Origin of the sequence: Novosphingobium sp. 1529 (assembly GCF_040544855.1) — a bacterium.
Lineage (GTDB): Bacteria > Pseudomonadota > Alphaproteobacteria > Sphingomonadales > Sphingomonadaceae > Novosphingobium > Novosphingobium capsulatum.
Genome location: NZ_JBEPKW010000005.1, coordinates 102,973 through 128,621, shown reverse-complemented (window position 1 = coordinate 128,621; position 25,649 = coordinate 102,973). Strand labels below are relative to the sequence as shown.

Here is a 25,649-nt window from a genome sequence, read left to right as displayed (position 1 = left end):
ATAAAGCAATATTTTCAGCCGTTTCCCGCAACAAACGGATCGTCGCAAATTGCGCATGAACGCAGCAGACAATGGGAACAGCATCGCGCCGCCAGCATTATCGCAGCATGCTGATGTATCGCTTCGTCACGCCGCACCGTTGCGGCAAATGGTATCCTGATCTGGAAACAGCCAAGGCCCAGGCCAGCGCCATCGGCGCCGGCTTTCTCGACACCCGGACCGGCGAATTCGCGCAATATCCCGGCACCCGGCTTGAAACCGAGGTGGTGATGACGCCGCAACCGCAGATCGCGGCCTGACGGCCTGACGGATCACTCCCGGTTGAAATAGTCCCGGCGGAAATCGGCGGCGAACGCGGTAAAGCGATCCTCCGCGATGGCCGCGCGCATGCCGGCCATCAGCTGCTGGTAGAACGACAGGTTGTGCTCGGTCAGCAGCATGGCGCCCAGCATTTCGCCAGCCTTGTGCAGGTGATGCAGATAGGCGCGGCTGTACTTGGCGCAGACCGGGCAGGTGCAGCGCGGGTCGAGCGGGCCGGTATCTTCAGCATGGCGGGCATTGCGCATGTTGATCGGGCCGTTCCAGGTAAAGCCCTGCCCGTTGCGGCCTGAACGCGTGGGCAGCACGCAGTCGAACATATCCACCCCGCGCTCCACCGCGCCGACCAGGTCATCGGGCTTGCCCACGCCCATCAGATAGCGCGGGCGATCGGCCGGCAATTGCGACGGCGCAAAATCGAGCGTGGCGAACATCGCCTCCTGCCCCTCGCCCACCGCCAGGCCGCCGATGGCATAACCGTCAAAGCCGATATCGCGCAGGGCATCGGCACTGGCCTGGCGCAGCCCTTCATCAAGCGCGCCTTGCTGGATGCCGAACAGCGCCGAACGCGCGGCATGCTCTTCCCCGCTGTCGAAACCGGCGCGGCTGCGGCGGGCCCAGCGCATCGACATTTCCATCGAGCGGGCGATCACGTCGCGCGGCTGATCGGCACGCGGGCATTCGTCGAATGCCATCACGATGTCGGAGCCCAGCAGGCGCTGGATTTCCATCGAGCGTTCGGGCGAGAGCATGTGACGCGAGCCATCGAGGTGGCTGGCGAACGTGACGCCTTCCTCGGTGATCTTGCGCAGGTCTGACAGGCTCATCACCTGATAGCCACCGCTGTCGGTCAGGATCGGGCGATCCCAGCCCATGAACGCGTGGAGACCACCCAGCCGCGCCATGCGTTCGGCGCCGGGGCGCAGCATCAGGTGATAGGTGTTGCCCAGGATGATGTCGGCACCGGTGCGGCGCACATCTTCCACCTTCATTGCCTTGACCGTGGCCGCCGTGCCAACCGGCATGAATGCCGGCGTGCGGATCTCCCCCCGCTTCATCTGGATGGTGCCGGTGCGGGCCTTGCCACTGGTGGCGTGGATCTGGAACGAAAAGCGGGTCATCGGGTGCGGGCAATCATCCGGGGCAAAAGAACAGTTGCGGCCCTTAGGCGCAAACGCCAAGGCGTGCAAATGTCGCTGTTTCACCTTGCTCTTGCCGCTGCCCAGACGCCCGCGTTCACGCCAGCGCCGTGGATGTATCCGGTACTGACCGCGATTGCCGTGATCACCGGCCTGGTCGATGCCATTGCCGGTGGCGGCGGGCTGATCATGATGCCTGCGCTGATCACCATCGGCCTGCCGCCGCATCTGACGCTGGGCACCAATAAGATCCAGTCAATGTGCGGCACCACGATGGCGACCTGGCGCTATCACCGCGCCGGGCTGTTCACCCTGGCCGGCAATGGCGTACTGGTGGCCGTCACGTTTGCCGGCGCGCTGATCGGCGCACTGGTGATCCAGCATTTCAAGCCACAGGTGCTCTCGCTGATCGTGCCGGTGCTGCTGATCGGGGTGGCGCTTTACACCGTGCTTTCCCCGCGCATGGACGATGGCGACCGCCACGATCGCCTTGGCGCGCGCAAGTTCCTGCCGGTTGCGGGGGGCGTGGGCTTCTACGACGGGTTCTTTGGCCCCGGCGCCGGGCAATTCTACACCACCACCCTGGTGGCCCTGCGCGGCATGGGGCTGACCCGCGCCACCGGACTGACCAAGCTGCTCAACGTGACCAGCAACCTGGCCAGCGTGATCGTCTTTGCCCTGGGCGGCCATGTGCTGTGGCTGCTGGGCCTGTGCATGGGCGCCGGGGCGATGACCGGCGCCATCATTGGCAGCCACTTTGCCACCCGCTTTGGCGCCCGGTTGATCCGTCCCTTGCTGATCGTGGTCAGCCTGGCACTGACCGGGCGGCTGGTGTGGCAATGGTTTGCCGGGTGACCAGCACCTGACCGCAAGCGCTACACCGGCCAGACCAGCGGCAGAACCTGGGTTTATGGCAGGAGCAAGCTGGAATCGCCGTAGCTGTAGAAACGATAGCCGGTGGCGATGGCGTGGGCATAGGCCGCCTGCATCGTGTCCAGTCCCATCAGCGCCGAAACCAGCATGAACAGCGTGGACTTGGGCAGGTGGAAATTGGTCATCAGCCCGTCGATCGCCTTGAAGCGATAGCCCGGGGTGATAAAGATCGCGGTATCCCCTTCGAACGGATGGATCGTGCGCGCGTCGTCGGCTGCGCTTTCCAGCAGGCGCAGCGAAGTGGTGCCCACCGCGATGATGCGCCCACCGGCCGCGCGTGCGGCGTTGAGCCGGGCCGCGGTTTCGGGCTCGATCCGGCCCCATTCGGCATGCATCTGGTGATCGGCGGTGTCATCGGCCTTGACCGGGAGGAACGTGCCCGCCCCCACATGCAGCGTGAGCGTTTCATGAGCGATGCCGGCGTCGGCCAGCCCCGCCATCAGCTCTGGCGTGAAATGCAGCGCGGCGGTGGGCGCGGCAACGGCCCCGTCCTTTTGCGCGAACATCGTCTGGTAATCCTGGCGATCCTGGGCGTCGGTCTCGCGCTTGCCGGCGATATAGGGCGGCAGCGGCATGCGGCCGGCCCGTTCCAGCAGCACTTCCACCGGCTCATCCCCAGGGAAGAACAGCGTCCAGCTGCCATCGGCGTGGCGCGCCTCGGCCGTGGCGGAAACGCCGGCGCCGAAATCGATCACGTCATCGGCGCGCAGCCGCTTGCCGTTGCGGATGAAGGCTTGCCAGCGGCGCAGGTCGAGCCGCTTGTGCAGCGTGGCGCCCACGCGCGCCTCGCCGCGCCGGCCTTCGAGCTGGGCCGGGATGACGCGGGTATCGTTGAACACCAGCACATCGCCGCGGCGCAGCAGGCTGGGCAGATCGCGCACCACATGGTCGCTCAGCGGCTGCCCGCCGGCCACATGCAGCAGCTTGGCCGCATCACGCGGGCGAGCCGGACGCAGGGCGATATTTTCGGGCGGCAGTTCGAAATCGAATAGGTCAACACGCATGGCGAGCGCGCTAGCCGCAGCCGTGGCACAGGGCAAGCACATGACGCCACCGGCTCCCCATCCTCTTTAGAGGAGGGGGTTGGGGGTGGTGGATGCGTAGCGCCAGGCTTCGCACCACCCCCGGCCCCTCCTCTAAAGAGGAGGGGAGATAAGCAGCCTAAATCGTCCCCAGGCCCAATCAGTTAGTGCGCGACTTGCTCAGCATGTCGGGCGTGATCGCGCCGGTCGGCACCGGCGCCGGCAGTGCGGGGCGCGGCTTGTTGTCAGCCAGGATCGAGGCCTGGAGGATCTTGGTCGGGTTGCTGGGCGGCTCGCCCCGCACGATCGTATCCACTGCATCCATCCCGCTGATCACGCGGCCGAAGTTGGTGTACTTGTGATCGAGCGCAAAGCGCGGATAGAACACGATGAAGAACTGGCTGTTGGCCGAGTTCGGCTCGTTGGTGCGCGCCATCGACACAGTGCCGCGCATGTGCGGGGCATCGTTGAATTCGGCCTGAAGGTCAGGCAGCTTCGATCCGCCCTGCCCCGTGCCGGTGGGGTCACCGGTCTGCGCCATGAACCCGTCGATCACGCGGTGAAAGATGATGCCGTTGTAGAACCCTTCGCGCGTCAGCGTCTTGATGCGCTCCACATGGTGGGGCGCCCATTGCGGCATCAGGCGGATCAGCACGCGCCCGCCGTTCGACAGGTCGAGCACCAGCACGTTTTCAGGATCGTGGGCCGGATCGGTATCGACGGCATAGGTAATTTCGTGCTGCGGCACGACCTTGTCGATCTTAAACGGCTGCGCCGGGGCCTTTTCCCCACGGCTTTGCGCCATGGCCGGGCCGGACACGACCGCCGAGGCTGCCAGGGCAGCGCAGATCAGGGCCTTGGAAAACGAACGGGCGATCATCAAGCCTGCCACCTTGTTGGAATATGTGAAACGCCGATTAGGCCCGGCGCGCTGACACTGCAATGAACGATTCGGCAATAAACACGCGATCGGCGCGGCGGCATGGCGCGCTCAATAATCCCCCAGGCGGCCGATGCTGTTGACGCGGGCCACCACATCGTCGCGCACGGTGGGGGTAACGAAGCCGGAAATGTCGCCGCCGAACAGCGCGATTTCCTTGACCAGCTTGGACGCAATCGGCTGCAGGCTGACATCGGCCATCAGAAAGACCGTCTCGATCCGGTCGTTGAGCTGCTGGTTCATCCCGGCCATCTGGTATTCGTATTCGAAATCAGCCACGGCGCGCAGGCCGCGCACGATCACGCTGGCGCCCTGCGCTTCGGCAAACTTCATCAGCAGGGCGTTGAAACCCACCACGCTGACATTGTCGATGCCCTGCTCGTCCAGTTCGCGGCGCACCATGTCCATCCGCTCTTCGGGTGTGAACATCGGGTTCTTGGATGGATTGGTGGTCACGCCCACGATCAGCTGGTCCACCAGCTTGGCGCCGCGGCGGATAATATCGAGATGGCCCAGCGTGATCGGATCGAACGTGCCGGGATAAATGCCAACGCGCTGCGCCATCAGTGATTCCTTTCCACGATGAAGCGCGCGAGTTCGCGCAGCAGGTCTGCCTCGGCGCCATGGCTGCCCAGGTGGGCGATTGCCTGGTCGACCAGGATGCGCGCCTGCTCGCGCGCGCGCTCGACACCAAGCAGCGAGACGAAGGTTTCCTTGCCGGCAACGGCATCCTTGCGCAGCGCCTTGCCGGCGGCGGCCTCGTCCCCCTCGGCATCGAGCAGATCGTCGGCGATCTGGAAAGCCAGGCCGATATCGCGGGCATAGCCGCGCAGGTGGGTGCGGCCTTCGGGCGGCAGGCGCCCCAAGATCGCGCCCATTTCCACCGCAGCGGCCAGAAGCGCGCCGGTCTTGAGCTGTTGCAGGCGGGTCACCGTGGGCAGATCGAACGTGGCGGTTTCAGCCACGATATCCATCATCTGCCCGCCGGCCATGCCATTGGTGCCGCTGTTCACGGCCAGGGTGCGGATCAGTTCGACCCGCACGAACGGGTCGCCGCTCATCGCGGGATCAGACAGGATCTCGAACGCGAAATCGTGCAGCGCATCGCCCGCCAGCACGGCGGTGCCATCGTCGAACGCCTTGTGCACCGTGGGTTTGCCATGGCGCAGATCATCGTTGTCCATGCACGGCAGGTCATCGTGGATCAGCGAATAGACGTGGATCGCCTCCAGCGCGGTCCCTGCCCGCACCGCCACCTGGCGATCGACGCCATACATCGCGGCCGTGGCCGTCACCAGCAGCGGGCGCAGCCGCTTGCCGCCACCGATGGTGGCATAGCGCATGGCTTGCACCAGCCGATCGCGCGGATCACCCGGCACGGGCAGCAGCGCATCAAAGCTGGCGTCGATATCTGCCTGGATCGCGGCCAGTGCCGGCTTGAGCAGGCCGGGGCTGCCCGTGGGCGCGGTCATCGCGATCAGGCCCCGTCGAACGGCCGGGTTGCTGCCGGCCGCCCTTCGCGATCGGCCACGACCGCCTCGATTCGCGCCTGCGCGGCATCGAGCCGGGCCTGGCAATGCGTGCGCAGGGCCTCGCCCCGGGCGTAGAGGTCGATCGATTCGTCGAGCGGAGCCTCGCCACTTTCCAGGCGGCGGACCACCACTTCCAGTTCCTTCAGCGCATCCTCGAAGCTGAGCGCGGTGATATCGGGTGTGCTAGCCATCGCGGCAAGCAATGGCCGCGCCGGCCGGGCCGGTCAAGCGGGGAACGCGTGGCTGTCACCGGCCTTTTGGGGTGTTCTTCCCCTAGCGCAAACGCGCGCACGCGGCTAAGGGCGCTTCCCATGTCCCAGATCACCGCTGAAATCGTCGCCGCTCACGGCCTGTCGGAAGAAGAATACGCCCGCGTGCTCGGCGCGCTGGGGCGCGAGCCCAACCTGGTCGAGCTGGGTATTTTCTCGGTCATGTGGTCAGAGCATTGCTCGTACAAGTCGAGCCGCATCCACTTGAAGAAGCTGCCGACCACGGCACCCTGGGTGATCTGCGGCCCCGGCGAGAACGCCGGCGTGATCGATATCGGCGATGGCCAGGCCGCCATCTTCAAGATGGAAAGCCACAACCACCCGAGCTACATCGAACCCTATCAGGGCGCGGCCACGGGCGTTGGCGGCATCCTGCGCGACGTGTTCACCATGGGCGCGCGCCCGGTCGCCAACATGAACGCGCTGCGTTTCGGCCGGCCCGATCACCCCAAGATGAAGCACCTGGTCCAGGGCGTGGTGGCGGGCATCGGCGGCTATGGCAACTGCGTGGGCGTGCCCACGGTTGGCGGCGAAACCAATTTCCACAAGGCCTATGACGGCAACATCCTGGTCAACGCGATGACCGTGGGCGTGGCCGATACCGACAAGATCTTCTATTCGGCAGCCACGGGCCTGGGCAATCCCATCGTCTATGTCGGCTCCAAGACCGGGCGCGACGGCATCCACGGCGCTACCATGGCCAGCGCCGATTTCGACGAGAAGAGCGATGAAAAGCGCCCGACCGTGCAGGTGGGCGATCCCTTCACCGAAAAGCTGCTGATCGAGGCGTGCCTCGAACTCATGGCCACCGACGCCATTGTCGCCATCCAGGATATGGGTGCAGCCGGCCTCACCTCCTCGTCGGTGGAAATGGCCAGCAAGGGCGGCGCGGGCATCCGCCTCAACATGAACATGGTGCCTTGCCGCGAAGAGGGCATGACGCCCTATGAAATGATGCTTTCGGAAAGCCAGGAGCGCATGCTCATGGTGCTGAAGCCCGGCAAGGAGCCGATGGCCGAGGCGATTTTCCGCAAGTGGGAGCTGGACTTTGCCGTGATCGGCGAAGTGACCGACACCGGCCACATGGTGCTGGAATGGAACGGCGAAGTCGTGTGCGACATTCCGCTCGATCCGCTGGCCGACGATGCGCCGCTCTATGATCGCCCGCACGTGCCCACGCCCAAGCCGGCCGCGATCGAAGCCCTGCCTGAAAGCGCGGACATTGGCGCTGACCTGGTCACGCTGATCGGCAGCCCGGACCTTGCCAGCCGCCGCTGGATCTTCGAACAATACGACAGCCAGGTCGGCGCCGATACGCTGCAGAAGAGCGGTGGCGATGCTGCCGTGGTGCGCGTGCATGGCACTGACAAGGCGCTGGCGATCAGCACCGACTGCACCCCGCGTTATTGCTTTGCCGACCCCTATGAGGGCGGCAAGCAGGCCGTGGCCGAGACGTTCCGCAACATCTGCGCGGTCGGCGCCACGCCGCTCGCCATCACCAACTGCCTCAACTTTGCCAACCCGCAGCGCCCGGAAATCATGGGCCAGATCGTGGGCTGCCTGGAAGGCATGGGCGATGCATGCCGCGCGCTCGATTACCCGATCGTCTCGGGCAACGTCTCGCTCTACAACGAATCCAAGGCCACTGGCGGCGGCTCGGCCATCCTGCCCACCCCGGCCATCGGCGGCGTTGGCCTGATGCTCGATCATACGCGCATGGCCACGGTTGCCTTCAAGGCCGCCGGGGAAACCGTGTGGCTGCTCGGGCCCGAAGGCACCCACCTGGGCCAGTCGCTCTATCTGCGCGAAATCCTCGGCCGCGAAGAAGGCCAGGCTCCCGCGGTCGACCTCGCGCTGGAACGCCGCAACGGCGAACTGGTGCGCGAATGGATTGCCGACGGCAAGGTTACGGCAGTGCACGACGTGGCCGATGGCGGCCTGCTCGTGGCGCTCACCGAAATGGCGCTGGCCGGCAACATCGGCGTGACGCTCGATGCCCCGCTCACCACCGCGCAGGCCTTTGGCGAAGACCAGTCGCGCTATGTCGTCACCACGCCGGCTGGCGTGGTGCTTGACGGCGCCACCAAGCTTGGCACCACCGGCGGCCAGGCCTTGGCCGGCGTGCCGCTTGCTGCCTTGCGCGAAGCGAACGAAGCCTTCTTCCGCGACTGGATGGAAGGCTAAGCCGCACCTCCACCACCCGCTGCGCGGGCGGTCCCCATCCCCGTTGCTGTGCGACAGGGAGGACCAGATCCTCCCCCACACCGTGGGGGAGGTGGCAGCCCGCAGGGCTGTCGGAGGGGGCATGTTGGCTTAACATCCCCTCTCCAACCTCTCCCGCCTGCGGGAGGGGCGTTTAGCCGTTTAGCGCGCGTGCTTGAGCAGGTCGCGCGGATCGATGCTTTCGGCCTGCCACACGGCATGGGCCTGCTCATACACCACGCCGGGCACGATCCCCAAGCGTCGCCGCGCTTCTTCCAGCGGCAGCGGCAAGAGCGCGACGATCGATTGCTCCATCAGGCGCGGGCAGGATTTGCCCCGCCGCCATGCCTCGCGCACCGCGCCCAGCACCGGCGCCCGGCTGTTGAGGCGCAGCTTCATCTGCAGCGCCGCCATCCAGGCGATGAACAAGTGCCCGGGCGCCGGTTGCTGCGGAAAGGTGAAGGCCAGCACGCACGCCTCGCCCAGGGCGTCGCGGCCATAGCCGGTCAGCACATGCAGCAGATCGTGCACATCGCGCAGGCGGTTCATGTACCACTGGAAGCGGTCGTTATAGCGCGGGCGATCCGCCAGGAAGCGCTCGGCTTCTTCCACCAGGCCCTGCGCGGTCAGGCCCTCGGCCTCCATGAAATCGCAATAGGCCTGGGCCAGCGAGCCAGCCGGCAGCCGCCGCAGCGCCGCGTGATCGTCGAGCACCGCCGGCAGCCACGGCTCGGCCAGCGCCAGGGCATGGCCTTGCCGCGTGGCGAGAAACGCAGAGCCTGCCCTGCCCCCGCCGCGCCAGGGCAAGGCGGCAAAGATGCCGAACACCTCTGCCGTGTTTTCGGTATTGTGCATCAGTCGGCGGAAATGGCGATAGGCAACCAGCGGGCGCAGGCGCGGCTTTTCCCGCGCCGGGTCAAACAGCGGCAGCGCCGCAAAGTCCCCCGCCCGTTGCTCCATCAGTCGATCACCCAATCCTCGCGCGCGATGCCAAACAGCTGCAGGATCGATGTCAGGTCACCCCGGTCGATCCAGCCATCTGCGGCCTGCCGCGCCTTGGGCTTGGCATAATAGGCAATGCCGTGGGTGGCGGCCGCGATCATCGGAATATCGTTAGCGCCATCGCCGGTTGCAAGGCTGGCAGTCGCCGGGCCGAGCCGCTCCATCTCCTCGAGCAGCACGGTCTTCTTCACCCCGCTATCGACGATCCCGCCAACCAGCGCGCCGGTAAGGCGCCCGTCGGCGATCTCCAGGCGGTTGCCTACTACGCGGTCAAAGCCGAGTTGCGCTGCCACCGGATCGGCAAACGAATGGAAGCCGCCAGTGACCAGTACGGTGTGGCAGCCGCGCGATTTGAGCGTGGAAACAAGCGTGCGTGCACCGGGCATCGGGCGGATGCGTTCGTCGAGGCACTGCGTGATGGCGGTTTCCGGCAAGTCCTTGAGCAGGCCGACACGCTCGCGCAGGGCGGATTCGAAATCCAGTTCGCCCTGCATGGCGCGTTCGGTGATGGCGGCGATGCGCTCTTTCAAGCCCGCGAAATCGGCGAGTTCATCGATGCATTCGGCACTGATCATGGTCGAATCCATGTCGGACACGAACAGGCGCGGCGTTTCGATCACGCGATCCGACAGCAGGAAATCGCTGGCCGGAAAGCAGGTGTCGAGAATGCCGCGCACCGCGGCGGCATCGCCCGTCGCCACTTCGATTTCCAGGACCGATTCGCAGAAATCGAGCATGCCGGCGCCGGCCACTTCGCCGCCTGCGGCCGTGATCTGCTCCACCGCCCGTGCAAGATTGTCACCAAGCGTCGTCGGGTCTGCTATCAGACGGGCAATGAGCACTGAAACTTCCCTTTCCTGTTCCGGCCAGGACAATCACGCCACCGACAACCGGCCTCGGCTCGCGCTCATTGCAGGGCCAACCGCCAGCGGCAAGAGCGATCTTGCCGTGCGGCTGGCCCTGGCCGAGCAGGCCGCTGGCCGCGCGGCCGTGGTGATCAATGCCGATAGCGCGCAGGTCTACGCCGATCTCGCCATCCTCAGCGCCCGCCCTTCACCAGCGGAAATGCAGGGCGTGCCGCACCGCCTGTTCGGCGCGTGGGACGGCGCGCAGGCCTGTTCGGCCGCCGATTGGGCGCAGGCCGCCAAGGCAGAAATCGATGCCGCGCACGCGGCTGGCGCGCTGCCGATCCTGGTGGGCGGCACCGGCCTCTATATCCGCACGCTGCTTGATGGCATCGCCCCTATTCCCGCCATTGATCCCGCCATCCGGGCGGCGGTTCGCGCCCTGCCGGTAAGTGAGGCCTATGCCGCGCTGTGTCGCGAAGACCCAGCGCGCGCCGCCGCGCTCAATCCTGGCGACAGCATCCGCGTGGCGCGCGCGCTGGAAGTGGTGCGCTCCACCGGCCAGCCGCTGGCCCACTGGCAGGCCCGGCGCGAAGGTGGCATTGCTGATAGCGTGGCGCTGCAACCGCTGGTGCTGCTGCCCGATCGCGCGTGGCTCTATGCCCGCTGCGACCAACGCTTTGCCGCCATGTGGGAACAGGGCGCCCAGGCCGAAGTTGCCGCGCTGCTGGCGCGCCAGCTCGATCCCGATCTGCCGGTGATGCGCGCGATCGGCGTGCCCGAGATCGCGGCCTACTTGCGCGGTGAAATCAGCGCCGAATCCGCCATTGCCGCCGGCAGCCAGGCCACGCGGCGCTATGCCAAGCGGCAGTTCACCTGGGCCAAGCACCAGTTTCCGGGTGATTGGCCACGTGACACGCACGAAAATTGCCTTGACAGAACCCGGATAGCATCTTTATTTCAAAACTAGCGGGTTGACACGAATGTTTGTGTCAATTACCAAGCCGTCAATTGCTTGGCTCTTGCCAAGTGCCCGAGTAGGGAGAGACGGCCCGGCGCAGGCAACTGCAGCCGGGCCGCAATTTTTTAGGATTATGGGCCGTTCGCGCGGCCCGGCAAGCAAGGGAACAAGGTCGTGAAAAGCGAGCGCAGCGGCGCTGAAATCCTGGTCGAGAGCCTGGTCGCCAAGGGCGTCGAATTCGTTTTCGGCTATCCCGGCGGCGCGGTACTTCCGATCTATGATGCGCTGTTCGGCGATGAACGCATCCGCCACATCCTCGTCCGCCACGAAGCCGGCGCGGCCCACGCCGCCGAAGGCTATGCCCGCGCCACGGGCAAGCCCGGGGTCGTGCTGGTCACCTCGGGCCCTGGCGCGACCAATGCCGTCACCGGCATTGCCGACGCATTCCTCGATTCGATCCCGATGGTCGTCATCACCGGCCAGGTGCCCACGGCGCTGATCGGGTCCGACGCGTTCCAGGAAGCCGATACCGTTGGCATCACGCGCCACTGCACCAAGCACAACTACCTGGTCAAAGACCCGGCCGAGTTGGCCACGATCATCGACGAGGCGTTTCGCATCGCCACCGAAGGCCGCCCCGGCCCGGTCGTGGTCGACATTCCCAAGGACGTGCAGATCGCCTCCACCCGCTGGACCGGCCAGGCGACGCAGATGCGCAATCGCTATGCCCCGCAGGTGGAAGCACCCAGCGACGCGATTGCGCAGGCCGTGGCCATGCTCGCGACGGCTAAGGCGCCAGTGTTCTATACCGGCGGCGGGGTGATCAACTCCGGCCCGGAAGCCGCACGCCTGCTGCAGGAACTGCAGACGCTCACCGGCGCGCCGGTCACCTCCACGCTGATGGGCCTGGGCGCGTTCCCTGCGGCGCACAAGGATTGGCTGGGCATGCTCGGCATGCACGGCACCTACGAAGCGAACATGGCGATGAACCGCGCCGATCTGGTCGTGTGCATCGGCGCGCGCTTCGATGATCGCGTCACCGGCCGGCTCGACGCATTTTCGCCCGATAGCCGCAAGATCCACATCGATATCGATCGTGCCTCGATCAACAAGACCGTCCGCGTCGACCTGCCGCTGGTGGGCGATTGCGGCCGCGTGCTGCACCAGATCATCACCGGCTGGCTCGATGCCGGGCACCAGGCGCAGGATCTGACCGAATGGCATGCGCGCATCAACGGCTGGCGCGCGCGCAACAGCCTGGCCTATCCCAAGCGTACCAATGGCGAGATCATGCCCCAACTGGCGATCGAGCGGCTCTATGAACTGACCAAGGACCGCGAGCCGATCATCAGCACCGAAGTGGGCCAGCACCAGATGTGGGCGGCGCAGCACTTCCACTTCGATCGGCCCAACAAGTGGCTGACCTCGGGTGGCCTGGGCACCATGGGCTATGGACTGCCGGCAGCGATCGGCGCGCAGGTGGGCTGCCCCGATGCGCTGGTGATCGATATTGCCGGCGATGCCTCGATCCAGATGAACATCCAGGAGTTGGGCACCGCCACGCAGTTCCGCCTGCCGGTCAAGGTCTTCATCCTCAACAACGAATGGATGGGGATGGTCCGCCAGTGGCAGGAATTGACCTATGAAAGCCGCTATTCCAGCTCCTATTCGGATGCCCTTCCCGATTTCGTGAAGCTGGCAGAAGCCTATGGCTGGAAGGGTATCCAGATCGACACGCTCGATCAGCTGGACGACGGCATCCGCGCGATGATCGATCATCCCGGCCCGGTGATCGTCGATTGCCGCGTCACCAAGGAAGCCAACTGCTTCCCGATGATCCCCTCGGGCGCTGCGCATACCGACATGATCCTCTACGGCGACGAAGTGGCCGGCACGATGGATGATGAAGCCAAGGCCCTGGTTTGAAGCCCGATTTGAAGATTGATCCGATGATGAAAATCAAAGCAGAGGCGCAGGAGCGCCACGTCCTGACCATCACGGTCGACAACGAGGCGGGCATCCTGGCCAAGATCGCTGGGCTGTTCACCGCGCGCGGCTACAATATCGACAGCCTGACGGTGGCCGACATCACCGACGAGCACGATGTCAGCCGCATCACGATCGTGACGCACGGCCCGCCAGCGGTGATCGACCAGATCCATGCCCAGCTCGAACGCCTGGTGCCGGTGCACAAGGTGACCGACCTGACCGAGGTTGGCCCCTATGTCGCGCGCGAACTGGCGCTGATCAAGGTGGCCGGCAAGGGCGAAAACCGCGTGGAAGCGCTGCGCCTGGCCGAGGTGTTCCGCGCCAACGTGGTCGACACCACCACCTCAAGCTTCATTTTCGAACTGACCGGCGCGCCCGACAAGATCGATACCTTCGTCAGCCTGATGAAGGAACTGGGCCTTGTCGAAGTGGGCCGCACCGGCATCGTCGGCATGATCCGCGGCGCCGAGGCCGCCTGACCCTTTTTCCATCGCTGTTTGCACAAACCCTGCGTCCACCACTGCGCTAATTCGGCCTGAGGGATGCCCGTTGCGGCAGGACGACCAACCAAGGACGAGTACCATGAAGGTTTACTACGACGCCGATTGCGATCTCAATCTGATCACCGGCAAGAAGATCGCCATCCTGGGCTATGGCAGCCAGGGCCATGCCCACGCGCAGAACCTGCGCGATTCGGGCATCAAGGAAGTGGCCATTGCCCTGCGTCCCGGTTCGGCCAGCGCCGCCAAGGCCGAAGCCGCCGGCTTCAAGGTTCTGCCCAACGCCGAAGCCGCCGCCTGGGCCGACATCCTGATGATCCTGGCGCCCGACGAGCACCAGGCTGCCATCTATGCCGACGACATCCACGCCAACCTGCGCCCCGGCGCGGCGCTGGCCTTTGCCCACGGCCTCAACGTGCACTTCGGCCTGATCGAACCGCGCGCCGACGTGGACGTGATCATGGTTGCGCCCAAGGGCCCGGGCCACACCGTGCGCGGTGAATACGTCAAGGGCGGCGGCGTGCCGTGCCTGGTGGCCATCCACCAGAACGCCACCGGCAATGCCCACGACATCGCCCTGGCCTATGCCTCGGGCGTGGGCGGCGGCCGTTCGGGCATCATCGAAACCAACTTCAAGGAAGAGTGCGAAACCGACCTCTTCGGCGAACAGGCCGTGCTGTGCGGCGGCGTGACCCACCTGATCCAGGCCGGTTTCGAAACGCTGGTCGAAGCCGGCTATGCCCCGGAAATGGCCTATTTCGAATGCCTCCACGAAACCAAGCTGATCGTCGACCTGCTCTATGAAGGCGGCATCGCCAACATGCGCTACTCGATCTCGAACACTGCCGAATATGGTGACATCGTCACCGGTCCGCGTATCATCACCGCCGAAACCAAGGCGGAAATGAAGCGCGTTCTGGCCGACATCCAGTCGGGCCGCTTCGTCAAGAACTTCGTGCTCGACAACCGCGCTGGCCAGCCCGAACTCAAGGCTGCCCGCAAGGCCGCTGCCGCGCACCCGATCGAAAAGACCGGCGCCCAGCTGCGCGCGATGATGCCCTGGATCGGCGCCAACAAGCTGGTCGACCAGTCCAAGAACTGATCGCGCAAAGACCTGCGCCACCGCGCCTTGCCTTGGCAAGTGCGGTGGCGCGGCCTTCCGGCAAAGGGGCCGGCCCGTTTGGCGGGCTGGCCCTTTTTCGTGCGCCCCCTCGCTCTACCGAGCGGTCCACCGGCTCGACGAACTGCATGGCAAAATCGTAAAAATGCATTCATAGCCATTTTGGACCTATTGGTTCGCCCATCGCTTTCCAGTCCTGCCCACCACCAGAAACTGATCGAGTCGCCGATGCCTTCGCTGCCCCATCTTGCCTCGGCCTGTGCCGCGCTATGCCTGCTCGGGGCGTGCCAGGCCCCGGTGCCAAAGCCCACGCCGACGCCCGATGGCGCCGGAGTGCCGGTGGCGCCTCCCGCCACTACAGGCCCAGTGGCAGATGCCTCCGACAGCAGCGATGCAGCGGTCGATCCCGATACCCTGCCCGCGATCAATTGCGGCGAAGGCCGCATGGCCAAGCTGATGAACATGCCGGAATCCGAAGAAGCCCATGCCGCCGTGATTGCGGCCGTGGGCCATCGCCACATCCGCTGGGTCCATCCCGGCGATGCCGTGACGATGGATTACCAGCCCGGCCGGCTCAACGTCATCGTCGACGAACACGGCCAGATCGCCGCCACCCGCTGCGGCTGATCGCCCGCCCCTGCAACAGGGACCATAGCCGCTTTGCTCGCTTGCCACTCGCCCATGCGTTTGGCACCTTTCCCTCTGGGCGACGGCGTGCCTGGCTGCGCAACGGCCGCGCCCAAGGGAGACATCACATGATCACCGTTCGTACCGCGTTCACGCTGGCCGCCCCACTGGCCCTGGCCCTGGCCGCCACGCCGATGATTGCCCAGGCCCCTGCCGTTCCCGGCCAGCCGGACAAGGCCCGCGTCACGGCCGGCAACTATGCCGCCGATCCCAATCATTCGCTCGTGGCCTGGAGTGTCAACCACCTCGGCTTCAACGATTATTTCGGGCTGTTTGGTGATGTTTCGGCCAAGCTCACGCTCGATCCAGCCAATCTTTCCGCTGCCAAGGTGACCGCGACTATCCCCGTCAGCAAGGTGCTCACCGCCAATGCCGGTCTCAACGCGCACCTGCTGCGCCCCGGCACCGAGGGCAAGAAGCCCGATTTCTTTGGCCCCAATCCGGCCGATGCCACCTTCACATCCACCAGTGTGACACCTGGCGCCGATGGCACCAGCGCCACCATCGCAGGCAATCTCACGCTCAATGGCGTGACCAAGCCGGTTTCCATCGCCGCCAGGTTCATCGGCGCCGGCAAAGGCTGGGGCAAGGAAACAGTCGGTTTTGAAGGGACCACCACGCTCAAGCGTTCAGACTTTGGCGTGAATGGCGCGCTGCCGCTGGTGTCTGACGAGGTAAAACTCAACATCACCATCGCGTTCGAAAAGACCGCCTGACCTCTGCCTGACTGACCAGCAACCCCGCAACGGCATGCCGCTGCGGGGTTTGTTGCGCCCGGCATTTGATCTGGACAAAGCTGGCGCAAGGCACCATAGGCATGGCCGATGATCGCCGCGCTGAACCTTACCCTGCGACTTACACGCCCTTGGGCGTGAGCTGACGCGTCGGTTTTGCGGCGCACACGGCGCCCAAGGGTCATCCCCTCGCACCAGACGCATCATTTTCATTTTAAGGTTCAGCCATCATGGCCATGCTGAAGAATCCCGGCATCAAGTATCGTCCGTTTCCGCAGGTGGATCTGCCCGATCGCCAGTGGCCCTCGCGCACCATCACCAAGGCCCCGCGCTGGCTCTCGACCGACATGCGCGATGGCAACCAGTCGCTGATCGATCCGATGGACGCCGACAAGAAGGCGCGCTTCTTCGATCTGCTGTGCAAGGTTGGCCTGAAAGAAATCGAAGTCGGCTTCCCCAGCGCGGGTGCCACCGAATATGATTTCATCCGCGCCCTGGTGGACGAAGGCCGTATCCCCGAAGACGTCGTCGTGCAGGTGCTGACGCAATCGCGCGAAGACCTGATCAAGACCTCGTTCGAAAGCCTGGCCGGCGCCAAGCAGGCCATCGTCCACGTCTACAACGCGGTATCGCCGCTGTGGCGCACGGTGGTGTTCGGCATGGAACAGAGCGAAATCAAGGAAATCGCCCGCCGTGGGGCGACGTTCCTGCGCGATCAGGCCGCCCGCTTCCCGCAGACCGACTGGCGTTTCGAATATAGCCCGGAAACCTTCTCCACCGCCGAACTCGATTTCAGCATCGCCTGCTGTGAAGCGGTGATGGACGTGCTGCAGCCCACGGTGGAAAAGCCCATCATCCTCAACCTGCCGGCCACGGTGGAAGCCTCCACTGCCAATATCTATGCCGACCAGATCGAGTATTTCTGCCGCAACCTGCCCGGCCGCGATCGCGCCGTGATCAGCCTGCACACCCACAACGACCGCGGCACCGGCGTGGCCGCGGCGGAACTGGGCCTGATGGCCGGGGCCGATCGTGTCGAAGGCTGCCTGTTCGGCAATGGCGAGCGCACTGGCAACTGCTGCCTGGTGACCGTGGGCCTCAACCTCTACACGCAAGGGGTAGACCCGGAACTGGACTTCTCGAACATCGACGAAGTGATCCAGACCGTGGAATACTGCAACCAGCTGCCCGTGCATCCGCGCCACCCCTATGGTGGCGAACTGGTCTTCACCGCGTTTTCCGGCAGCCACCAGGACGCCATCAAGAAGGGCTTCGCCGCGCAGGAAAAGCGCAACGACGAACTCTGGGCCGTCCCCTATCTGCCGATCGATCCGGCCGATCTGGGCCGCAGCTATGAAGCGGTGATCCGCGTCAATTCGCAAAGCGGCAAGGGCGGTTTTGCCTGGGTGCTGGAACAGGACCAGGGCCTCAAGCTGCCCAAGAAGATGCAGGCGCACTTCTCGCGCCACGTGCAGGAACTGGCCGACGAACTCGGCCGCGAACTGCAGGCCGGCGATATCTGGGGCGTGTTCCGCAAGGTCTATCGCCTGGATGCCCCGCAGCATTTCCAGCTGGTCGATTATGACGAGCAGCGCGGCACCGACGGCACCCGCGTGTTTGCCGGCAAAATCGAGATCGATGGCCAGGTGCAGTCGGTCAGCGGGCGCGGCAATGGCCTGATCTCGTCGGTCGTTGCCACCCTGGCCGAAGGGTTCGGCGTTCGCCTGGAAGTGCGCGACTATTCCGAACATGCCATGGGCAGCGGCACCAATGCGCGCGCGGCCGCCTATGTTGAATGCGTACTGGCCGATGGCCGCGTGGTATGGGGCGTGGGTATCGACGAAGACGTTGCCACCGCCAGCGTGCGCGCCATCCTTTCGGCAGCCAACGCCGGCCGCTGATCACCACCACCATCACACGCATCATGCAAGGGCCCTGGAGCACCCGCTCCGGGGCCTTTTTGCGATCAGGCCTCGGTATCGGCCCACAGCATTTCGGCCATGGCATCGAGATGGCTGAAATCCACCGCCGGATCGCGGCGGTTGAGCGGCATTCCGCCCCAGCGCCGTGGATCGAGCAGGCGGCGGCGCAGGGCACGTTGCAACAGGTCGAGGCGCATCAGCGCTTCGCGATCGGCGGCCATGTCGTTGGCGCCGCGCCGCCGCTGCCAGCCGGCCTCGATCTGGCCGATCCGTTCCAACACCAGTTGGTTGTATTGCCGATGCGGGCCGCGATGCAGCGGCATCAGCACGCGTTGCGCGGCCGCCTCGGTTGCCGGCAGCAGCAGACCATTGCGGCGGAAATCGTGAAAGCCCACCTCGGCTTCGCCCAATCGGCCCAGCATCACATTCAAACCGGCGCGCGTCAGAACCTGGCAGGGCAGGATATGGTGCCGCTGCATATGCGCCTGATATCCCGGTGAGCCAACGACGTTGACGCAATGAAACGGAATCGCCCGGCGCGCGGCGAACCGCCATTTGCGAGACGAATCAGGAACACATTTCGTTAGGCCCATCGTGCCGAAATGATACAGTCTTCCCCTGGTTCTAACCAGAGCGTGCCGGCGCCGGGCAGCTCAACCGCCTGCGCCTGTGCAATGTGGCCATGGGCGATCAACCAGTCTGTCAGGCGCACGGCGGCGCGCGCATGCTGTTCTCCCGGCCGCTCGCCCCCGGTGTGCAAAGCGAACTCCTGCCCGATGAAAAAGGTCAGGCCGATGCTGGTCACGCGATCATCTCCGCGCTTCAAGCCGGCCAGGGCCATGGCCGGAAACGGCCCGCCATTCAGCCACGGGCGCACGGCGTCGACGAACCAGCGCGGCGAAACAAGGTTGCCAGCCGGCAACCAGCCGATCGCCGCCAAGCCCGGCAAAGTCGCCAGCGCCAGCAACAGGCTGGCCGCCACCTGCACCACCGGCAAGAGGCTTTCCGCCCCGGCCAAGTGCGGCCCCGGCGCCAGCAGCAGCGCTTCATAGGTGCTCGGGTCAAAATCCGCAGGCAGGCCCACACGCAGGTTCGCAAGCGCTGTTGCCGTCCCCTCTTTTGGCGCCAAACCAGTCAGGTCGAACGTCAAACCATCGCGCAGCAGTTCCACCCAACGCGCTGCACCGCCCGGGCGATGGCTCACGGCAAAGGCGTGCTCGGCCTGGGCCAACCCGGCCAGGGCATCGGCATCAGGGCGCGTGCCGGGGGCGAACAACAGCGTCGCCACGGCGCGCCCCCCCGCACTTTCCTGACCATCAGCCACCGCTTACGCTCCTGTCGTTGGACAAACCCTTGCGCCGCAATCCATTGCGGCGATCTACAGGGCCTGCACCCGATACCGTCGAAATTTCGTCAACACCCCGGCGCGACATGCTCAAAAAGCGCCCATTTCCAAACCCGACGCTAGCAACTGCCCCAGTTCGCGACATTTTTGCAATGCAGTATGCGGCAGGGCCTTGGGCGCCAAGATCGAATCGGGCCGATCCGCACCCGTTAGAATGATGCAGGGCGGCGCAACGCGGCGCAAACGCCAACCGGTCACGATCCGGTCGATCTGCGCCTGCGCTCCCTGCCCCGCCGTTCCTGCTGCGATGGCCGTGGCATAGGCCCGCCCCGCGATCTGCTCCAGCAGGGGGTAATAGCAGCGGTCGAAGAACGCCTTCATCTCGCCGCTCATGCTGCCAAGGTTTTCCGGGCAGACGAACAGGAAACCTTGCGCTGCAATGCATTGCGCGGGGTTAACCTGCTCGGCCGGCAACAGCTGCGCCGGCGCGCCGGCCTGTGCTGCGCCTTGCGCAGCGGCCTGTGCCATGGCCTGTGCCGCGCCGGTGCGGCTGTGCCAGATGATTGCCAGCATGCCCCCTGTCCTTTTCACCACCGCCGCCCCCGCAGCGTTTGTCATTCCCGGCACAAGCGCCGATCCATTGGTGTCAAATCGGATATGAACGCAGCTTTGCCAAATCGGTTTCCTGGCGATGTATCTGCCCGTGCGGTTTGCCCATGGGGCGGCAATCGGCTACCGCGCAACAATGATCCCGGTCACTGCGATTACCCATTCCCTTTCCGGCCTCGCCTGGCGTTGGCGCGGCGGCAACATGGACCTTTCCGGCCGTTTCGGCCGCGCCGGCGGTGGCGACGATGGCCTCAGCAATGATCTGGTAGACCAGTTGCTGCTCTCGCGTGGGGTGCCGCACGATGATCTTGAGCGGCACCGCCGCCCCACCTTGCGCGATTTCCTGCCCGATCCCGCCATTTTCCGCGACATGGAAGTGGCCGCGCGCCGCCTTGCCGAAGGCGTGGTGCGCGGCGAGCGCATCACCGTCTATGGCGATTACGACGTGGATGGCGCCACCAGCGCCGCACTGCTGCTGCGCCTGCTGCGCGCACTCGGCGTGGAAGGCCAAGCCTATATTCCCGATCGCCTGCTCGAAGGCTATGGCCCCTCGGGCGAGGCGCTGGTCCGGCTTGGCCGCGAAGGCAGCCAGTTGATCGTCACCGTCGATTGCGGCGCCATGGCGCACGAGGCGCTGGGCCAAGCCGCGGCCGCAGGAATCGACGTGATCGTGGTGGATCACCACAAGTGCGCGCCTGACCTTCCCCCTGCCGTGGCCCTGGTCAACCCCAATCGCCTGGACGAGGATGACGAGGCCGCCGCGCATGGTCATCTTGCCGCCGTGGGCGTGGCCTTCCTGCTTGCCGTGGCGACAGTGCGTGTCCTGCGCGCGCAGGGATGGTTCGAAAGCCGCCCAGCGCCCGATCTCATGGGCCTGCTCGATCTGGTTGCGCTGGGCACCGTGGCCGACGTGGCGCAGCTCAAGGGCCTTAACCGCGCGCTGGTGGCGCAGGGGCTGAAAGTCATGGCCAAGCGCGCCAATATCGGCCTTTCCGCGCTGATCGATGCCAGCCGCATCACCCGTGCGCCCACCGCCAGCGACATGGGCTTTGCCCTGGGGCCGCGCATCAATGCCGCCGGGCGCATCGGCGATTCCTCGCTCGGCGTGCGGCTGTTGACGACGCAAGACCCTGACGAGGCCAAGGACATCGCTGCCCGCCTCTCGGCCCTCAACGACGAGCGCCGCGCGATCGAGCAGGCCGTGCAGGAAGCCGCCGAAGCGCAAGTGGAAGCACAGCACAATCGCGCCGTAGTGGTAGTGTCCGGCCTGGGCTGGCATCCCGGCGTGATCGGCATCGTTGCCGGCCGCATCAAGGAAAAGACCGGCAAGCCCACGCTGGTCATCGCGCTCGACGATGGCGAACAGGCCGAAGTTGATGGCGCTGGCATGGGCAAGGGTTCGGGCCGCTCCATCCCCGGTGTCGATCTGGGCGCAGCGATCATTGCCGCACGCGAGGCCGGCCTGCTGGTCAAGGGCGGCGGCCATGCCATGGCCTGTGGCCTGACCATCGCACCCGACAGCGTGGAGCCGCTGGCGCAATGGCTCGATGAACGCCTCGGCCGCGACGTGGCCAATGCCCGCGCCGCGCAAAGCCTGGCGCTGGACTTGTCGCTCAGCCCTGGCGGCCTGACCCCCAGCCTGGTCGAAACGCTGGAAGGCGCTGGCCCTTATGGCGTGGGCTGGCCCGGCCCGCGCGTGGCAGTGGGCCCGGTGCGGCTGGTCAAGTGCGATATCGTCGGCAACGATCACGTGCGGGCGATCGTGGCCGGGGCCGATGGCCGATCGTTCAAGGCCATGGCCTTTCGCGCAGCACAAACCGATCTGGGCCAGGCCCTGCTGCACGGCTGCAAGGGCCGCCAGCTATGGCTGGCCGGACGCGCCCGGCTCGACGACTGGGGCAGCCGCCCCGCCGCCGAATTGCACATCGAAGATGCCGCATTTGCCGATTGAATTTTTTGGGTCTGATTTTTTTGGATCGGCGGGTTGACGCACCGGCCCCAGCCTAATAGAGGCGCGGACCTGCCCAGCAGGCGCAAGCCCGGAGGCCCCTTCGTCTAGCGGTTAGGACGCGGCCCTTTCACGGCTGAAACACGGGTTCGATTCCCGTAGGGGTCACCATCATTGCACGCTGCCGGACGGCCCCTTCGTCTAGCGGTTAGGACGCGGCCCTTTCACGGCTGAAACACGGGTTCGATTCCCGTAGGGGTCACCATCTGCATCTTGCCTCAAGGTGTGGATTGCTGGCACGCCATGCTCTGTCAGCAACCATGCCTGCGCATGCAAGGCCCCTTCGTCTAGCGGTTAGGACGCGGCCCTTTCACGGCTGAAACACGGGTTCGATTCCCGTAGGGGTCACCATTCCGGCGCAATTGGCGCGGAACCACACCACATCGCCGGCACTCCGCATGTCCATCGCATTATGCTGGGCCGTGCGCGCCCGCAATTACGCCCTCAATGCAGTTGCGAGGATTGTATCGTGGCAGGAATGCCGGCGATCCCCTCCATCGGGCGCGGGCCGGCCAGTTCCTTGCGCATCAGATCCAGCACCATGGAAAGGTGCGCGGCCGCCAGCGAGGCGCCTTGGTGATCGAGCACCGCCAGCGAGCCTTCCAGCTTGCCGATCAGGTCGGCCAGAACGGCCTTGTCGACGCCGTTGCGATCCGAGGATTTCACGCAATCGTCCTCCCACTTCTTGGCGCCGATCAGGCCGCGCGTGCGCGCGCCCACACCTCGACAGGCCTTAGAGCCGGCCTTGCAAGCCGCCAGCGCAACCCGGCGCCCCGTTGCCCGTCATGGCGGCGGACGATGAAGGGGAATGTTCGACCTTGGTCTCATCTACGCGCCGCCACGCCTACCCGCCACGGCTTTCCCCGCAGCTTTGGCGGTATCGCGCGCAACTAAGTCGTGTACCAGAATGGCCGCCTTTCAGATCATCTGCAGGGAAAAGCAGCATGTTAGATGGCTAATAAACGGCAGGCACGCGCGCCAGCCGTCACCACTCCCGCCGAAACGGAAGCAAAAGCGCGCGTGTCCAGCGCCGCCGCCACGTCCCTCAGCCAAGCCTGTGGACAGCCTTGGCGGCAAGTGTGACAGGCCGGCAGCGGGCTTGCCGCGCCCCCCTGCCCTCGCCTAACAGGTGCGCTATCTGCGTTTCCTGGCGAAAGTGACATCCCCCGATGAAAGGTCTGGCCCTGCCCTGGACAAGCGTGGGCATTGCCCTGGTCGCCGCTGCGGCCATGCCGTTTGCCGGCGCCAGCCTGTGGCTTGCCTTTGCGGTGCTGGTGGTGTGGCTGGCCTCATTGTGGCTCGCCAGCCCCGAGCCGGAGATCGTCCAGGTCCGGCCCGAGGAAGGCAGCGTCTCGCGCCAGGCCATGGTCGCCCTGGTGGAGCCGTTCAGCGTGCCGGTGCTGATGCTCGATCGCCAGCGCATCGCCTCGGCCAATGCCGCCGCGCGTGAGGCGCTGGGCCCGCATATCGTCGGGCAGGACGCGCGCGTGGCGCTGCGCCATCCCGAGGCGATCACCCTGCTCGACAAGCCGGAGGGAACCGCGCTGGTTCGCGGCCTTACCGGCGCACGCAGCATCTGGCAGGTCAGCCGGGTGGCGATCGACGACCGCTTTTCGCTGATCGAGTTGGTCAACCGCACGGCCGAGGCCGATATCAGCCGCGCCCACACCGATTTCGTCGCCAACGCCAGCCACGAGTTGCGCACCCCGCTGGCCTCGATCATCGGCTATGTCGAAACCCTGGCCGATCCCGATGCCCGGATCGATCCGGCCACCTCGGCCAAGTTCCACGCCACCGTGCTGCGCGAAGCCAAGCGCCTGCAGACGCTGGTGGAAGACCTCATGTCGCTTTCGCGCATCGAGGCGGAAAAGCACGAATTCCCGCGCGAACGCATCGATCTGGGGCAGATGGCCCAAACCATCGCCAGCGAAGTGGGCTTCACCGTGGGTGACGAACGCATCCTGCCCGAAACCGAAACCGGCGTGGTCTGTGGCGATCGCCAGCAGTTGGACCAATTGATCCGCAACCTCATCGACAATGCGCTCAAATACGGTGACGCGCAGGCCCCGGTGGCGGTGCGGGTCCACCGCGACGGCAGCGACGTGGTGCTGGAAGTGGCCGACCAGGGCGAAGGCATCCACCCCGATCACCTGCCCTATCTGACCCGGCGGTTCTACCGGTCCGATCCTGGCCGCAGCCGCGCGGCGGGCGGCACCGGCCTGGGCCTGGCAATCGTCAAGCACATCGTCGAGCGCCATCGCGGCAAGCTCGACATTGCCAGCACATTGGGCGAAGGATCGACCGTGACCGTGCGCCTGCCCTTGGCCGCGCCTGAGGCTGCGCCAGCCGCTGCCTAGCCAGACTGGCTTGCCGGGCTGAACGGGCGTTTTTCAACGACACCATGGTTTTGTCACAAATGCCGCAGCTTTTGTCATAAAGCTGTCACACCCTGGTCGCATTGGCCGCTCATCCACCGGGACACTTCCTGGCCACGGGGAATGGAAGGTATTGCCATGGTCACGCTTCGCACACTTGCTCTGTCCACTGCCGCTTTGGGTTCGCTCGCTCTCGCCGGCTGCGGCGGCGCCGATTCCGGCAGCCGCGACCAGGTGCGCGCCGTCGGCTCGTCCACCGTTTACCCCTTTGCCAAGGCCGTCGCCGAGCAGCTCGCCAAGAGCGATCCCTCGATCAAGTCGCCGATCATCGAATCGACCGGCACGGGCGCCGGCATGAAGCTGTTCTGCGCCGGTGTCGGCCCGCAGCACCCCGATATCGCCGATGCCTCGCGCCGCATGAAGAAGTCGGAATTCGACGAATGCGTCGCCAATGGCGTGAAGGACATCACCGAAATCCAGGTGGGCCTGGATGGCGTGGCCTTTGCCGAAGCCAAGGGCGGCGCCAATCTCGCGCTGACCCCGGAAGACATCTACAAGGCGCTCGCCAAGAACCCCTATGGCAAGCCCAACACTGCCAAGACCTGGGCTGACGTGAACCCGGCGCTGCCGGCCGATCCGATCCTGGTCTACGGCCCGCCGTCCACCTCGGGCACGCGCGATGCGCTCAAGGAACTGATCCTGGCCAAGGGCTGCGACGCCAATCCCGAGATGAAGGCGCTCAAGGACAGCGACAAGAAGAAGCACGACGATGTCTGCACCCAAGTGCGCGAAGACGGCGTCTATGTCGATGCCGGCGAGAACGACAACCTGATCGTGCAGAAGATCGAGGCCAATCCCAAGGCCATCGGCATTTTCGGCTTTTCCTATGTCGAATCCAATGCCGACCGCATCAAGGGCCTGACGATGAGCGGCATCACGCCGACCTATGAGACCATTTCCAACTTCAGCTATCCCGGCGCCCGCCCGCTCTACATCTATGTGAAGAAGGCCCACCTCAAGGCGATTCCGGGTCTGCAGGCCTATGTCACGCAATGGTCAAAGCTGTGGGGCAAGGATGGCACGCTCGCCAAGCTCGGCATGGTGGTTGCGCCCGATGCCGTCCTGGCCGAAAGCGCCAAGGCCGTGACCACGATGCCGTCGCTCGACGGTTCGCAGCTCAAGTAAGAAAGGACGGGA

At 65.4% G+C, this 25,649-nt stretch carries 25 protein-coding genes and 3 tRNA genes; 16 read left to right on the top strand and 12 right to left on the bottom strand.

Annotated features, from left to right (window positions below):
* Positions 1-71: 71 nt before the first annotated feature.
* Positions 72-299 carry a hypothetical protein gene (locus ABIC78_RS12280; RefSeq protein WP_022675578.1) on the top strand — a complete coding sequence of 76 codons (228 nt, stop codon included), beginning with the start codon at positions 72-74 and terminating at the stop codon, positions 297-299.
* 12 nt (positions 300-311) lie between these two features.
* On the opposite strand, the gene tgt is transcribed toward ABIC78_RS12280, so the two are convergent.
* Complete coding sequence (gene tgt, locus ABIC78_RS12275; protein WP_022675577.1) at positions 312-1,439, bottom strand: tRNA guanosine(34) transglycosylase Tgt; 1,128 nt, start codon at positions 1,437-1,439, stop codon at positions 312-314.
* A gap of 69 nt (positions 1,440-1,508) precedes the next feature.
* Here tgt and ABIC78_RS12270 point away from each other — a divergent pair, with 69 nt between their 5' ends.
* Positions 1,509-2,312, top strand: coding sequence for a TSUP family transporter (locus ABIC78_RS12270; RefSeq protein ID WP_168351280.1), 804 nt, complete (start codon positions 1,509-1,511; stop codon positions 2,310-2,312).
* Positions 2,313-2,365: 53 nt separating this feature from the next.
* Here ABIC78_RS12270 and queA read toward each other — a convergent pair whose 3' ends face one another.
* The 5 genes from queA to ABIC78_RS12245 form a co-directional block, all read right to left on the bottom strand.
* Positions 2,366-3,394 carry a tRNA preQ1(34) S-adenosylmethionine ribosyltransferase-isomerase QueA gene (queA, locus tag ABIC78_RS12265; protein WP_168351281.1) on the bottom strand — a complete coding sequence of 343 codons (1,029 nt, stop codon included), beginning with the start codon at positions 3,392-3,394 and terminating at the stop codon, positions 2,366-2,368.
* 178 nt (positions 3,395-3,572) lie between these two features.
* On the bottom strand, positions 3,573-4,292 hold the full coding sequence (locus ABIC78_RS12260) for a peptidylprolyl isomerase (protein WP_054132239.1): 720 nt from the start codon (positions 4,290-4,292) through the stop codon (positions 3,573-3,575).
* 111 nt (positions 4,293-4,403) lie between these two features.
* A complete protein-coding gene (gene coaD / locus ABIC78_RS12255; protein ID WP_022675573.1) occupies positions 4,404-4,916 on the bottom strand; it encodes a pantetheine-phosphate adenylyltransferase in 513 nt (170 codons plus the stop codon).
* Positions 4,916-5,824 (bottom strand): polyprenyl synthetase family protein, encoded by a 909-nt coding sequence (locus ABIC78_RS12250; protein WP_354489943.1) that lies wholly within the window; start codon positions 5,822-5,824, stop codon positions 4,916-4,918. Before ABIC78_RS12250 ends, coaD begins: the two co-directional genes overlap by 1 nt.
* A gap of 5 nt (positions 5,825-5,829) precedes the next feature.
* Positions 5,830-6,075 carry an exodeoxyribonuclease VII small subunit gene (locus ABIC78_RS12245; RefSeq protein WP_354489941.1) on the bottom strand — a complete coding sequence of 82 codons (246 nt, stop codon included), beginning with the start codon at positions 6,073-6,075 and terminating at the stop codon, positions 5,830-5,832.
* 120 nt (positions 6,076-6,195) lie between these two features.
* Between ABIC78_RS12245 and purL the strand changes: the two genes are divergently transcribed.
* Positions 6,196-8,337: a phosphoribosylformylglycinamidine synthase subunit PurL gene (purL, locus tag ABIC78_RS12240; protein WP_354489939.1), complete on the top strand. Its 2,142-nt coding sequence runs from the start codon at positions 6,196-6,198 to the stop codon at positions 8,335-8,337.
* A 180-nt stretch (positions 8,338-8,517) separates the two neighbouring features.
* Here purL and ABIC78_RS12235 read toward each other — a convergent pair whose 3' ends face one another.
* Together ABIC78_RS12235 and serB are read right to left on the bottom strand one after the other, a co-directional pair.
* The gene (locus ABIC78_RS12235) at positions 8,518-9,315 is read right to left on the bottom strand and encodes a Coq4 family protein (RefSeq protein WP_354489937.1); all 798 of its coding nucleotides are present in this window, start codon (positions 9,313-9,315) and stop codon (positions 8,518-8,520) included.
* The gene (gene serB, locus ABIC78_RS12230) at positions 9,315-10,199 is read right to left on the bottom strand and encodes a phosphoserine phosphatase SerB (protein WP_354489935.1); all 885 of its coding nucleotides are present in this window, start codon (positions 10,197-10,199) and stop codon (positions 9,315-9,317) included. Before serB ends, ABIC78_RS12235 begins: the two co-directional genes overlap by 1 nt.
* Here serB and miaA point away from each other — a divergent pair.
* The 7 genes from miaA (at position 10,192) to leuA (ending at position 18,094) form a co-directional block, all read left to right on the top strand.
* Positions 10,192-11,172, top strand: a complete 981-nt coding sequence (miaA, locus tag ABIC78_RS12225) for a tRNA (adenosine(37)-N6)-dimethylallyltransferase MiaA (protein WP_354489933.1) — start codon at positions 10,192-10,194, stop codon at positions 11,170-11,172. The genes serB and miaA overlap by 8 nt on opposite strands.
* A gap of 165 nt (positions 11,173-11,337) precedes the next feature.
* Positions 11,338-13,089 (top strand): biosynthetic-type acetolactate synthase large subunit, encoded by a 1,752-nt coding sequence (gene ilvB, locus ABIC78_RS12220; RefSeq protein WP_022675566.1) that lies wholly within the window; start codon positions 11,338-11,340, stop codon positions 13,087-13,089.
* A 26-nt stretch (positions 13,090-13,115) separates the two neighbouring features.
* The gene (gene ilvN, locus ABIC78_RS12215; RefSeq protein ID WP_171792719.1) at positions 13,116-13,631 is read left to right on the top strand and encodes an acetolactate synthase small subunit; all 516 of its coding nucleotides are present in this window, start codon (positions 13,116-13,118) and stop codon (positions 13,629-13,631) included.
* A gap of 103 nt (positions 13,632-13,734) precedes the next feature.
* On the top strand, positions 13,735-14,754 hold the full coding sequence (gene ilvC / locus ABIC78_RS12210) for a ketol-acid reductoisomerase (protein WP_022675564.1): 1,020 nt from the start codon (positions 13,735-13,737) through the stop codon (positions 14,752-14,754).
* 246 nt (positions 14,755-15,000) lie between these two features.
* On the top strand, positions 15,001-15,399 hold the full coding sequence (locus ABIC78_RS12205) for an I78 family peptidase inhibitor (protein ID WP_022675563.1): 399 nt from the start codon (positions 15,001-15,003) through the stop codon (positions 15,397-15,399).
* Positions 15,400-15,527: 128 nt separating this feature from the next.
* Complete coding sequence (locus tag ABIC78_RS12200; protein WP_054132237.1) at positions 15,528-16,175, top strand: YceI family protein; 648 nt, start codon at positions 15,528-15,530, stop codon at positions 16,173-16,175.
* A gap of 248 nt (positions 16,176-16,423) precedes the next feature.
* A complete protein-coding gene (gene leuA, locus ABIC78_RS12195) occupies positions 16,424-18,094 on the top strand; it encodes a 2-isopropylmalate synthase (protein ID WP_022675561.1) in 1,671 nt (556 codons plus the stop codon).
* A 65-nt stretch (positions 18,095-18,159) separates the two neighbouring features.
* Here leuA and ABIC78_RS12190 read toward each other — a convergent pair whose 3' ends face one another.
* The 3 genes from ABIC78_RS12190 to ABIC78_RS12180 form a co-directional block, all read right to left on the bottom strand.
* Positions 18,160-18,645 (bottom strand): AHH domain-containing protein, encoded by a 486-nt coding sequence (locus tag ABIC78_RS12190; protein WP_255420046.1) that lies wholly within the window; start codon positions 18,643-18,645, stop codon positions 18,160-18,162.
* A gap of 53 nt (positions 18,646-18,698) precedes the next feature.
* Positions 18,699-19,439 carry a hypothetical protein gene (locus ABIC78_RS12185; protein WP_107715608.1) on the bottom strand — a complete coding sequence of 247 codons (741 nt, stop codon included), beginning with the start codon at positions 19,437-19,439 and terminating at the stop codon, positions 18,699-18,701.
* Between the two features lie 111 nt (positions 19,440-19,550).
* Positions 19,551-20,033: an NAD(P)H-dependent oxidoreductase gene (locus tag ABIC78_RS12180; RefSeq protein WP_354489929.1), complete on the bottom strand. Its 483-nt coding sequence runs from the start codon at positions 20,031-20,033 to the stop codon at positions 19,551-19,553.
* A 172-nt stretch (positions 20,034-20,205) separates the two neighbouring features.
* Between ABIC78_RS12180 and recJ the strand changes: the two genes are divergently transcribed.
* From recJ to ABIC78_RS12160, 4 genes are all read left to right on the top strand, one after another.
* Positions 20,206-22,020, top strand: coding sequence for a single-stranded-DNA-specific exonuclease RecJ (gene recJ / locus ABIC78_RS12175; protein ID WP_354489927.1), 1,815 nt, complete (start codon positions 20,206-20,208; stop codon positions 22,018-22,020).
* Between the two features lie 93 nt (positions 22,021-22,113).
* A tRNA-Glu gene (locus ABIC78_RS12170) sits at positions 22,114-22,188 on the top strand.
* Between the two features lie 19 nt (positions 22,189-22,207).
* Positions 22,208-22,282: transfer RNA gene (locus tag ABIC78_RS12165), tRNA-Glu, on the top strand.
* Positions 22,283-22,353: 71 nt separating this feature from the next.
* Positions 22,354-22,428, top strand: a tRNA-Glu gene (locus tag ABIC78_RS12160).
* A gap of 93 nt (positions 22,429-22,521) precedes the next feature.
* On the opposite strand, the gene ABIC78_RS12155 is transcribed toward ABIC78_RS12160, so the two are convergent.
* Complete coding sequence (locus tag ABIC78_RS12155; RefSeq protein WP_354489925.1) at positions 22,522-22,797, bottom strand: hypothetical protein; 276 nt, start codon at positions 22,795-22,797, stop codon at positions 22,522-22,524.
* A 449-nt stretch (positions 22,798-23,246) separates the two neighbouring features.
* Between ABIC78_RS12155 and ABIC78_RS12150 the strand changes: the two genes are divergently transcribed.
* Together ABIC78_RS12150 and ABIC78_RS12145 are read left to right on the top strand one after the other, a co-directional pair.
* Positions 23,247-24,434, top strand: a complete 1,188-nt coding sequence (locus tag ABIC78_RS12150; RefSeq protein WP_354489923.1) for a sensor histidine kinase — start codon at positions 23,247-23,249, stop codon at positions 24,432-24,434.
* Between the two features lie 156 nt (positions 24,435-24,590).
* A complete protein-coding gene (locus tag ABIC78_RS12145) occupies positions 24,591-25,637 on the top strand; it encodes a substrate-binding domain-containing protein (protein WP_028657663.1) in 1,047 nt (348 codons plus the stop codon).
* The last annotated feature ends 12 nt before the right edge of the window (positions 25,638-25,649 follow it).